Here is an 11,951-nt window from a genome sequence, read left to right as displayed (position 1 = left end):
TTTAAAGCACTCTATTTTCTGTATACGAAAATAGGGTGTTTTTTCTTTGACGTTTCGAGGCAGCAGGTGCTATCTTCCACATTAAGTTGAATCAGTTCTCCTTTTTTGTAATTTGTTCCAATTCCACCAGCAAACCTTCCGATTACAAAACAGGGAAACGTATCTAGTGTAATCCCTATAAAGGAACTGGGGATATCTATTGACTTGTAATTTACCGAAACGTACTATTAAATTTGACTTCTATATACAGGACAATAAATATGAGGTGGTGCTTTCCATGAGCAAGGAATTATTTATTCAAACCGACGAGCAGCAACAATGGCTGAAAAAGTTAGAAACAATATCAGAGAGCGTGAAAGAAAATGCTCAGCAAACAGATGAACAAGCAACATTTCCATTTGAAAATTTCCGGAAGCTGCGTGAAATCGGCTATACAAAAATAACGCTGCCAAAGGAATATGGCGGGGATGGCTTCACAGTCTATGATGCGCTATTACTGCAGGAAACATTGGCGAGCTATTGCGGAAGCACCGGGCTGGCTGTTTCGTGGACAATTCAAAATGTAGGCGAGATTTTTGAAAATCGTTACTGGGATGAACAAAAGCTCGACTGGTTTGGTAAACAGGTTGCAAATGGCGCGACAGTCAATCGTGCGGTAAGCGAGTTTGCGATGGGAAGTCCAGTACGTGGCGGACGACCGGGAACTTCAGCAAAACGTGATGGGGATTATTATGTAATTAATGGACGTAAAAACTATACGAGCGGTGCACCGGACCTCGACTATTTTTTAGTTTCGGCATGGATTGAAGATGAGGGACAGCTAGGATTTTTCCTCGTTCCGAAAACGACAGAAGGGGTATCGGTCGAAAATACATGGGATGTTGCGTCAATGCGTGGTACGGGAAGCGATGATTTAGTGCTCGATAATGTACGAGTTGATAAAACAAACTTAGTGGAAATTCCGAATTATTCAACCGGATTTAAACTGAACGGCTGGTTGCTGCTTATCCCGGCAACCTATTTAGGCATTGCCCAGGCTGCACGAGATTACGCAGTTAATTTTGCGAATAGCCATTCCCCGAACAGTATTCAAGGAACGATTGCCCAGCTGCCAAATGTACAAACGCTGATCGGAGAAATGGATTTGGCGTTGACGAGAGCACGCTTTACGATTTACGGAGTTGCGGGACTATATAATGACCCGATTAAAAAGGCGACACTAGTCAATGAAATTAATATTGCGAAACATGTAGTGACAAATACAGCAATCGAAGTTGTCGATAAAGCGATGCGTCTTGTTGGGGCAAAAAGCCTGCAAAGATCAAATCCGCTTCAACGCTATTACCGTGATGTCCGTGCAGGTCTGCACAATCCGCCAATGGATGACATTACGATTAAACGTTTAGCTGAAACGGCAATTGAAAAAAGCTTAAAAGCAAAGGGGTAAGCAATTCTTTTATTCGTAATTTCAGCGAAATAAGAAGAATTATCTGAAACTTTGGCGATTGAGCACACATTTTTCTGAATATCAGCTATAATAGAGCTATTAATTTTATATGGACGATAAAGGTTCTTGCTCACTGATAGAGTAAGGAGTAAAAGGGAAATCGGTGCAATTCCGATGCGGTCCCGCCACTGTAAATGCTAGTTGAGAGCAGTATGCCACTGAAAAACTTTCGGGAAGGCGTTTATCAACGTTATGCATAAGCCAGGAGACCTGCCTTTATAATGCCCTAAAATAAACCTACGAGGATAGGATGTGGCGGATAAATTCTTTTTCCATTGAATTTTATTTGCATACGTAAAGCTTCCTTCATTTTTAGTAGGAAGCTTTTTATTTTTGTAGAAAATTATACAACGAAATTTTTGGAGGTTATTTATTTTGAAAAAATGGCAACTGCTATCTTCCGCAGCATTACTTACATTAACATTGGCGGCATGCAACTCGGAAAAAGCAACAGATGAACAATCAGCAAAAGACAATACAGAAGTAACTGAAGCAGCACAATTCCCGGTAACTATAAAAGATGCCTTGGACAAAGAAATCACGCTTGAAAAAGCACCAGAGCGCATTATTACATTGGCTCCATCCAATACGGAAATTTTATTCGGACTAGGGTTAAACGATGAAATTATCGCTGTGAACGACAATGATACATATCCTGAAGCAGCATTATCTAAAGAATCAGTTGGCGGCATGGAATTTAATCTAGAACAAATAATCAGTCTGCAGCCCGACTTAGTTGTCGCACATGAATCGGGATTGTACAGTTTCAATGAACAGGCGATTGCTCAGCTTGAATCAATAGGAATTCCTGTATTTGTTGTAAAAGATGCGAAAACATTTGAAGAAACATATGAAACAATCGAACAAATTGGCAAGCTGACGAATAAAGAAAAAGAAGCAGAAGAAATGATCGCCTCCATTAAAGAGGGGATTGAAGAAATTGAAGTGAAAGTAGCCGACCTGGAAGAGAAGTCCGTATTTGTTGTTGTTGGGACAGATCCAAAACTATATGTTGCTGGACAGGAGACGTTCATTAGTGAAATGCTTGAAGTATTAAATGTAGAAAATGCCGTTCCGGAACTCGGGTGGCCGCAGTACAGCTCGGAGCAATTTGTAAAGAGCAATCCGGATATCATTTTAGTAACATATGAAAACGACTTGGCAGCAATCGAGGAAAATGATGCATATGCAGAAATGGATGCTGTGAAAAACGCCAATGTGAAATTAGTCGATAGCGATACGACAAGTCGACAAGGTCCGCGTATTGTAGAAGGTATTGAATCAATAGGAGAAGCAATTTATCCAGAGGTATTCAATGAATAAAAAATATTCAATCGCCTATGTACTATCGATTGGATTGCTTTTAAGCAGTATATGGATTGGCATTTCGTTCGGGTCTGTTAATATTCCGTTTTCGACATTGTGGGATAAAACTACAGATCCGGTTGCATACAGTATTTTGTGGAAAATCCGAATGCCCCGCGTCATTTTAGCCGCATTAATCGGGGCTTCTTTAGCAATTGCGGGGGCAGCATTCCAAGGGTTGCTTAAAAACCCTTTGGCAGATCCATACACATTAGGTATTTCATCAGGAGCCTCGGTAGGTGCGGTAATGACAATCTTTTTAGGCATTTCCATACCGGTGCTCGGTGTATTCACATTGCCGGTATTCAGTATGGCTGGAGCTGCATTTACGATGATCATCGTCCTGACATTTGCCAGACTTGTTGACCGTTCGATGAAAATGGAGACGCTGATTTTGACGGGAATTATTTTCAGCTCGTTTTTAGGGTCCTGTATTTCCTTAATGGTCGCACTTACTGGTGAACAGCTACGAGAAATCATCGGCTGGCTTCTAGGAAGTGTATCGATGCGAGGGTGGCCATATGTCCGGATGGTGCTACCATTTATGGTGCTTGGTACGGCAATTATTTGGCTGACTCGCCGTGAATTGAATGCGATGATTTATGGAGAAGAGCGTGCCCAGTATTTAGGGGTAAATGTTAAGCGCAGCAAGTATATGATATTGGCGGGTGGTTCCATCCTAACAGGAGCGGCTGTTGCTGCATCCGGGACAATTGGATTTGTCGGATTAGTAGTACCGCATATGATTCGCCTGCTAATCGGAGCAGACCATCGACATTTATTGACATTGTCGTTTTTGAACGGTGCAAGCCTGCTCGTCATTTGTGACTTAGTATCACGTACAATTATTTCCCCTATTGAACTGCCGATTGGTGTTATTACTTCCTTTATTGGCGCACCTGTCTTTGCCTATATCTTCTTCAAGCAACGTAGAAAGGTTGTTGCATAATGTTAAAAGTAAATAATCTATCCGGCGGTTACGGTGGGAAAACGGTTGTGAAAAATATGACGTTTCACGTGGAAAAAGGAAGAATTCTCGGGATTCTTGGTCCAAACGGCAGCGGAAAATCGACATTACTGAAGATGATCAGTGGTGTGCTGAAATGTGAAACAGGCGAAATTTTCATTGAAGAGAAACCTCTTAAAAGCTATGATAACAAGCAATTAGCGAAAAAGATGGCCGTACTCCCCCAATTAAATGCAAGCGCATTTACGAACAGTGTATATGATGCGGTTTCGTTAGGACGCTACCCTCATCAGAGCGGTTTTTTTTCATCTTGGACGGAAGAAGATGAAACGACGGTACAGCGGGCGATGGAAAGCACAGGTGTTTCGCAATATAAAAATCAGTATTTGGAGTTTTTATCCGGCGGCGAGCAGCAAAGGGTATTTATCGCACAGGCACTTGCACAAAATTCGGAGCTGCTTCTATTGGATGAACCGACAAACCATTTGGATATCGCCCATCAAAAGCAGATTTTGGATATGATTCGGATGCAAGTTGAGATGCATGGGCTGACAGTTGTCTCGATTTTCCATGATATTAACTTGGCATCGCTTTATTGTGATGAGCTGCTGCTATTGGAAAATGGTGAAGTACGGGCGTTTGGCGAACCGCATGAAGTCGTGCTGCAAGAACAGATTGCCGATGTGTATCAGGCTCGAATTGCGACATATCCCCATCCGGAGCTGCCAAAACCGCAAATTACGATGCTGCCAACGAATGAAATGGAACGAAAAGCTGCGGCAATCCATATCAACAAGTTTCAAATAACTAAAGACTATATCGAATATCGGGCACAGGCACCGCTAAAAGTAATTTCATCAGCTGTGCATAATGCCGGCATAGGCTGGTATGACACATTACTCAACCGTTCCATTGCTCCTGAATACGATATTTATAATGTGAAAGAGGAAACGGAGCAATTTTTGAAAGAGCGCACGTTTTCTCCAACAAATACGGTCGTCATGCTGACAGCCGTGGAAACAAGCTGCGCGGCAATTCGTCATTTCTCGAAAAATAATGCAGAAATCCTTGTCATGGTAACAGCAGGGGTAGGTAACAGTGTTGACGTTACGAAAACATATTTGCGCGAAGAAGAGCCACATATCGGTACGATTAATACATGGGTAATCATTAATGGTAAGCTGACAGATGAAGCATTTATTCAGGCGATGATTACGGCAACAGAAGCCAAAACGAAAGCATTAGCAGATCAGCAAATAAAAGATTCAGTAACAAATACGATAGCAACAAGCACCGCAACGGACAGTCTATTGATTGCCGCTACCCAACAGGGTGAAGAAATGCCGTATGCCGGACCTATTACAGAAATCGGCAAACTGATCGGCCGAGTCGTTTTTGAAGTGACGATCGAGGCGATTAAGAAATATAAACAGCATTATAATAAGTGAAAAAACTTAAAGTGAAAAGCGTGCGCATGGAAAAAGAGTGTCAAAATACTTAAAGGAAATTTTCCAAAAGTCTAGAATACTAAATCGAAAGGGTGAGGATGGATGAAATTATATACAAAGCAAGGCGATACAGGAAAGACGAGCATTATTGGAGGACGTGTTGATAAAGACCATCTGCGTGTTGAAGCATACGGGACAATTGATGAGCTGAATTCATTTATCGGTAAAGCTGTCAGTGAATTGGATCAAGAAAAGTTCAAGGATTTGATTGACGACTTAACAGCCATTCAACATGAATTATTTGATGGGGGCGGGGACTTGGCAAATGTTATGAAAGAACGCCATTACAAACTTACCGAAGAACCGATCACTGTTTTGGAAAACCGTATCGATGCACTTTCCGAAGAAGCGCCACCATTAAAACGTTTCATTTTACCAGGGGGAGCGCCTGCAGCAGCTACACTGCATATCGCTCGAACAGTTACCCGCCGTGCGGAACGCGAAACTGTATCTTTAATGAAAGAAATTGAAGATGTTTCACCAGTTGTACAAAAATATTTAAACCGATTATCGGATTATTTATTTGCTGCAGCACGTGTTGTAAACTATCGATTATCGATTCAGGATGTTGAATATATTCGTAGTGGCGACGTATTTAAATGAACGAAAAATGCTAGTTAAGACGGTAAAATCGTCTAACTAGCATTTTTTATATTTTGATTTAATTTTCAGAATAAATGACGAAATCTGTTGACTGAATGCTCATTCATTATTACAATGGGTTTATAGTTTAATATGGAAAAATAGTTTATCGGGGTGTATGAGATAAACAAAGGGGTTTAAAGCTTCGTATTCTAGGGGGGAAAAGGATGAATACATTTTTAATCATTAACTGGATTGCATTTTTCGCCGTGTTACTTTATGCGCTGGGGTTATTCGCATATTTGCTGAAAACACGTTATGACTACATTCAGCTTGGTCGCAAAGAAGAGTTCAATCACAAATTTTCTGAACGTATGTCGGATATTGTCGAGAAAGTATTCGGCCAGTCAAAACTATTAAAAGATAAGAAGATGGGTCTTGTACACGTTCTGTTTTTCTATGGATTTTTAATGGTTCAATTCGGAGCAATCGATTTAATCTGGAAAGGTCTGGCGCCAGGTTCACATTTACCGCTCGGCGGCCTGTATCCGGTATTTACATTTACACAGGAGTTAGTTGTACTAACAATTTTAATCGCAGTTGCGGTTGCATTTTACCGTCGTTATATGGAAAAGCTTGCGCGTTTAAAGCAAGGTTTTAAAAATGGCTTAGTGTATATGTTTTTAGCAATCCTGATGTTTGCCACATTATTTGGCAACGGCTTTTATTTAATATGGCAGGAACATAGTTTAACAGGTTCTGAACCAGTAGCATCTGCAATTGCCTGGGTATTCCAGTGGATGAATCCGACGATTGCTGCTGTCTTGTTCTTCGTTATGTGGTGGGCACACTTGTTGGCGTTATTAGCATTCCTTGTTTATATCCCGCAAGGTAAGCACTTCCACTTAATTACATCAATTTTCAACGTTTATTACAACCGTCAAGACCGTATTGGCACATTACGTCCAATCGATTTTGCTGCATTGGAGGAAGCGGAAGATGAAGAAAGTATGCCGCCGCTTGGAGTCGGAAAAATTCACGATTTCACGCAAAAGCAAATGCTTGATCTGTATGCATGTGTAGAATGTGGACGTTGTACGAATATGTGTCCGGCAACAGGTACAGGAAAAATGCTGTCACCGATGGACCTGATCGTAAAATTACGAGACCATCTAACATTTACCGGTGCAGTTGAGCTAAAGAAAAAGCCTTGGGTACCATTCTCATTCTTTAATAATACACAAGGTAACCAATTGGCAATGGCTGCTGGTGCTGAAGGTGCAGTAATCGAAGACATTTACAGCCCGTCATTAATCGGCGATGTTATTACAGAGGAAGAAATCTGGGCTTGTACAACATGCCGTAACTGTGAAGATCAATGTCCGGTAATGAATGAGCATGTTGATAAAATTATTGATTTACGACGTTATTTAACAATGACAGAAGGTAAAGTGAATCCGGATGCTCAACGTGCAATGACAAACATTGAGCGCCAAGGAAATCCATGGGGCTTAAACCGTAAAGAAAAAGAAAACTGGAGAGAACTGGACGAAACAGTACACGTTCCAACAGTAAAAGAATTGAAAAAATCAGGCGAAGAAATGGAATATTTATTCTGGGTCGGTTCAATGGGTTCATTTGATAACCGCTCACAAAAAATTGCATTGGCATTCGCTAAATTAATGAATAAAGCAGGCGTTAAGTTTGCCATTTTAGGTAACAAAGAAAAGAACTCAGGAGATACACCACGCCGCTTAGGTAACGAATTCCTGTTCCAGGAGCTTGCAACAGCCAACATTGACGAATTTGAGAAAAATGGCGTGACGAAAATTGTAACGATTGACCCGCACGCATACAACATTTTCAAAAATGAGTATCAGGATTTCGGCTGGAAAGGTGAAGTACTTCACCATACAGAATTACTATACGATCTGATTCAGGAAGGCCGTTTAACAATGGATTACCGTGTGGATGAAACGATTGTATTCCACGATTCATGTTACTTAGGACGCTATAATGATGTATTCGACCCGCCACGTGAAATTTTAAAAGGTATTGCAGGCGTGAAGCTAGTTGAAATGGAGCGTAATCGTGAAGACGGTATGTGCTGTGGTGCCGGCGGTGGCTTAATGTGGATGGAAGAGCATGTCGGAAACCGTATTAACGTTGCACGAACAGAACAGGCAATTGCAACACAGGCATCGGTTATTTCTTCAGGCTGTCCTTACTGTTTAACAATGCTTTCGGATGGAACGAAAGCAAAAGAAGTGGAAGATACAGTCGGCACTTACGATATTGCTGAAATTTTAGAGCGTGCAGTATTCGGAACACCGGAAAAAGTGCAAGTTCAACAAGTGCAAGAAGAAGTAGTAGAAGAAACAGTTGCTGCACCTGTAGAACCGATTGAAGTTGAGAAACAAGCATCACCAGTTGAAACTTCATCACTTACAGAAGAGCAGCAAGTGGCAACAGAAATGGCACCTATTGAAAATGAAAATAACGACCAAAACAAGTAAAAATAGAATTAACGAGAATAAAATTTATAGTCAGTATATTTGAATAATTTGTTGCGAATTCAAATTGGTTTTAATACAATGAAAGTAAGCGAAGAAATGAGAGTAGTAAATACTCTCATTTTTTTCTAAATATTGATTGAGCGAGCGTTCAGTCGAATTACTAATTACAGACTGCAAACAGTGTTTCTATTAGTAAATGATGGGGATCGTTACTAATAGATTAATAGCCTGCAGGAACTTCACAATACGGATGGCGATGTACAAAATTCGGATTAATTCAAACAAAGGGGTGTATGGATTGTCGAGAACAGTCATTTTAGACGGCGCACGAACACCATTCGGTAAATTTGGTGGTGCATTAAGTTCATTAACAGCAAGTGATTTAGGCGGAATTGCAATTAAAGAAGCATTGGTGAAGGCCAATGTATCAGCAGATGAGGTAAATGAAGTCATTATTGGAACCGTATTGCAGGCGGGGCAGGGGCAAATCCCTTCACGGCAAGCTGCAACAAAAGCGGGAATTCCTTGGAATGTGAAAACCGAAACAATTAACAAAGTATGTGCTTCAGGTATGCGCAGTGTTACTCTTGCCGATCAGCTTATTCGATTAGGGGACGAAGAAGTGATCGTGGCAGGTGGAATGGAATCGATGTCAAACGCACCGTACTATATGCCAAAAGGTAGATTTGGTTTGCGTATGGGAGATGCTAGTTTAGTAGACGGCATGATTTATGATGGTTTGTCTTGTGCCTTCCATCCGAAACAAGTGCATATGGGCATTTACGGCAATAGCACAGCGAACAAGTATGAGATTTCTCGTGAACAGCAGGATGCATGGGCAGTACGTAGCCATGAAAAAGCATTGGCGGCAATGGACTCAGGGAAATTCGCAGAGGAAATCGTAGCAGTGGAAATTCCACAGCGTAAAGGCGAACCACTTCGTATTGAGACGGACGAGGCACCGCGAGCAGGGACAACATTGGAAACGCTAACAAAATTAAAGTCGGCGTTCAGCAGTGACGGTACAATTACAGCTGGTAATGCTCCAGGTGTGAATGACGGAGCATGTGCACTAGTACTAATGAGTGAAGAAAAAGCACATCAGGAAAACCGTCAGCCACTTGCAACAATTCTCGCGCATGCAGAAGTAGGGGTAGCACCGGAAGATTTCCCGCAAACACCGGGACTTGTAATAAATGAGTTGCTAAAAAAATCTGGCAAAACATTGGCAGACATTGATTTAATCGAAATTAATGAAGCATTCGCAGCGGTTGCTCTTGTAAGCAATCAAATTAGCGGACTGGATGAGAGCAAAGTAAATGTTAACGGGGGTGCCGTAGCTTTAGGACATCCGATTGGAGCAAGTGGTGCCCGTATTATTTTAACACTCGCTTACGAACTGAAGCGTCGTGGGGGCGGTCTAGGAATTGCGGCTATTTGTTCTGGCGGCGGTCAAGGGGACGCGGTATTAATCGAAGTAACAAACTAAGGGGATGAAATAAATGGCAATTCAAAAAGTAATGGTCATCGGCGCAGGGCAAATGGGTTCCGGGATCGCACAAGTTTGTGCACAGGCAGGCTATGAAGTCATTTTGAATGATATGAAGGATGAGTTTTTCGAACGCGGTTTAAATACCATAACGAAAAATTTGGCACGCGATGTTGAAAAGGGCCGTAAAACAGAAGAAGAAAAATCGGCTGTGTTAGCTCGAATTACTAAATCATTGACGATTGAAGATGCAAAAGACGCGGACATTATTATTGAAGCGGCAGTCGAAAACATGGATATTAAACAATCGATTTTTAAGCAGCTTGATGAAATTGCACCTAAGCATGCCATTTTAGCGACGAATACATCGAGTTTACCGATTACCGAAATTGCGGCAGTGACAAAACGTCCTGAGCAAGTAATTGGTATGCACTTCATGAATCCGGTTCCAGTCATGAAGCTTGTTGAAATTATTCGCGGATTGGCAACAGCGGATAAAGTGTACGAAACGGTTGCTGAAATGACAAAACAGCTAGGAAAAACAGGTGTGGAAGTAAATGATTTCCCGGGCTTTATTTCAAATCGTATTTTACTGCCAATGATCAATGAAGCAATTTATGCATTGTATGAAGGCGTAGCGTCGAAAGAAGCAATTGACGATGTGATGAAAATGGGGATGAACCATCCGATGGGTCCATTAACATTAGCTGATTTTATCGGGTTGGATACATGCTTGTCGATTATGGAAATTTTACACGAAGGACTAGGTGACAGTAAGTATCGTCCATGTCCGTTATTACGCAAATATGTGGCAGCCGGCTGGTTAGGCAAAAAGAGCGGTCGAGGGTTCTACATATACGAAAGCTGAGGGACTTCTATGAATTTACAATTTACTGATGAGCAGTTGATGATGCGTAACATGGTTCGTGATTTTGCTAAAACCGAAATTGAACCGTTTATCGAGCAGATGGAAGCGGGAGAGTTTCCGAGGCATTTGCTTACGAAAATGGGTGAGCTTGGTCTGATGGGAATTACAGCACCTGCTGAATATGGCGGGGCTGAAATGGATTTTACTTCCTACATTATAGCGATCCATGAGCTGTCGAAAGTAAGTGCGGTAATGGGTGTTATTTTATCAGTGCATACTTCTGTCGGCACAAATCCGATATTATATTTCGGCAATGAAGAACAAAAGAAAAAGTATGTACCGAAGCTGGCAAGTGGAGAATCGATCGGAGCATTTTGTTTAACAGAGCCAAGTGCCGGTAGTGATGCAGGTTCACTGAAAACTCGGGCAGTTCGTGACAGCGAACATTATGTGCTGGACGGCGCAAAAGTGTTTATTACAAATGGCGGGGAAGCCGATGTGTATATCGTCTTTGCTTCTACCAATCCGGAAGCAGGTTCTCGGGGGATTTCCGCATTTATCGTAGAGAAAAATACACCAGGTCTGATAATCGGAAAAGACGAACGAAAAATGGGTCTTCACGGTTCTCGTACAGTTCAGCTTACATTTGAAAACATGCGCGTTCCTGCAGAAAACCTGCTCGGGCAAGAAGGGGATGGCTTTAAAATTGCATTAGCCAACTTGGATGTAGGACGAATCGGCATTGCAGCTCAAAGTTTAGGAATTGCCGAAGCAGCATTGGAATCGGCAACTGACTATGCAAAAGAGCGGATCCAGTTCGGAAAGCCAATTGCCCAGCAGCAAGGGGTCGGCTTCAAGCTTGCCGATATGGCAACAGCAGTGGAAGCTTCGAAACTGCTCGTCTACCGAGCTGCCAACATGCGCAGTGAAGGGCTGTCATGCGGAAAAGAAGCATCGATGGCAAAACTGTTTGCTTCCCAAACAGCGATGGATACAGCGATAGAAGCCGTACAAATATTAGGCGGCTACGGCTATACCGAAGACTATCCGGTAGAACGCTATTTCCGCGACGCAAAAGTTACACAAATTTACGAAGGTACAAGCGAAATCCAGCGCATCGTCATTAGTAAGCATGTGATGGGGTGACGT

Annotated in this window: 9 protein-coding genes and 1 riboswitch; all 9 genes read left to right on the top strand. The window is 42.0% G+C overall.

Annotated elements, in window-relative coordinates:
* The first annotated feature begins 277 nt into the window (after positions 1 to 277).
* The 9 genes from CBM15_RS03085 (at position 278) to CBM15_RS03045 (ending at position 11,948) form a co-directional block, all read left to right on the top strand.
* On the top strand, positions 278 to 1,447 hold the full coding sequence (locus CBM15_RS03085) for an acyl-CoA dehydrogenase family protein (RefSeq protein ID WP_087615689.1): 1,170 nt from the start codon (positions 278 to 280) through the stop codon (positions 1,445 to 1,447).
* A 103-nt stretch (positions 1,448 to 1,550) separates the two neighbouring features.
* A riboswitch (cobalamin riboswitch) is annotated at positions 1,551 to 1,739 on the top strand.
* A gap of 143 nt (positions 1,740 to 1,882) precedes the next feature.
* Positions 1,883 to 2,830 carry an ABC transporter substrate-binding protein gene (locus CBM15_RS03080; RefSeq protein WP_087615688.1) on the top strand — a complete coding sequence of 316 codons (948 nt, stop codon included), beginning with the start codon at positions 1,883 to 1,885 and terminating at the stop codon, positions 2,828 to 2,830.
* Complete coding sequence (locus tag CBM15_RS03075) at positions 2,823 to 3,821, top strand: FecCD family ABC transporter permease (RefSeq protein ID WP_087615687.1); 999 nt, start codon at positions 2,823 to 2,825, stop codon at positions 3,819 to 3,821. The genes CBM15_RS03080 and CBM15_RS03075 overlap by 8 nt, the downstream gene beginning before the upstream one ends.
* Positions 3,821 to 5,287 carry an adenosylcobinamide amidohydrolase gene (locus tag CBM15_RS03070; RefSeq protein WP_087615686.1) on the top strand — a complete coding sequence of 489 codons (1,467 nt, stop codon included), beginning with the start codon at positions 3,821 to 3,823 and terminating at the stop codon, positions 5,285 to 5,287. Before CBM15_RS03075 ends, CBM15_RS03070 begins: the two co-directional genes overlap by 1 nt.
* 102 nt (positions 5,288 to 5,389) lie before the next feature.
* On the top strand, positions 5,390 to 5,950 hold the full coding sequence (locus tag CBM15_RS03065; RefSeq protein WP_087615685.1) for a cob(I)yrinic acid a,c-diamide adenosyltransferase: 561 nt from the start codon (positions 5,390 to 5,392) through the stop codon (positions 5,948 to 5,950).
* 206 nt (positions 5,951 to 6,156) lie between these two features.
* Positions 6,157 to 8,445, top strand: coding sequence for a (Fe-S)-binding protein (locus CBM15_RS03060; RefSeq protein ID WP_087615684.1), 2,289 nt, complete (start codon positions 6,157 to 6,159; stop codon positions 8,443 to 8,445).
* A gap of 298 nt (positions 8,446 to 8,743) precedes the next feature.
* Positions 8,744 to 9,934 (top strand): acetyl-CoA C-acetyltransferase, encoded by a 1,191-nt coding sequence (locus CBM15_RS03055; protein WP_087615683.1) that lies wholly within the window; start codon positions 8,744 to 8,746, stop codon positions 9,932 to 9,934.
* 13 nt (positions 9,935 to 9,947) lie between these two features.
* On the top strand, positions 9,948 to 10,802 hold the full coding sequence (locus CBM15_RS03050) for a 3-hydroxybutyryl-CoA dehydrogenase (RefSeq protein WP_087615682.1): 855 nt from the start codon (positions 9,948 to 9,950) through the stop codon (positions 10,800 to 10,802).
* A 9-nt stretch (positions 10,803 to 10,811) separates the two neighbouring features.
* Positions 10,812 to 11,948 carry an acyl-CoA dehydrogenase gene (locus tag CBM15_RS03045; RefSeq protein WP_087615681.1) on the top strand — a complete coding sequence of 379 codons (1,137 nt, stop codon included), beginning with the start codon at positions 10,812 to 10,814 and terminating at the stop codon, positions 11,946 to 11,948.
* Positions 11,949 to 11,951: the final 3 nt, after the last annotated feature.

The organism is Solibacillus kalamii, from assembly GCF_002174535.1.
Taxonomy (GTDB): domain Bacteria; phylum Bacillota; class Bacilli; order Bacillales_A; family Planococcaceae; genus Solibacillus; species Solibacillus silvestris.
The sequence above is the reverse complement of the archived record's forward strand: the minus strand, read 5'-3'. Positions and strand labels throughout refer to the sequence as shown.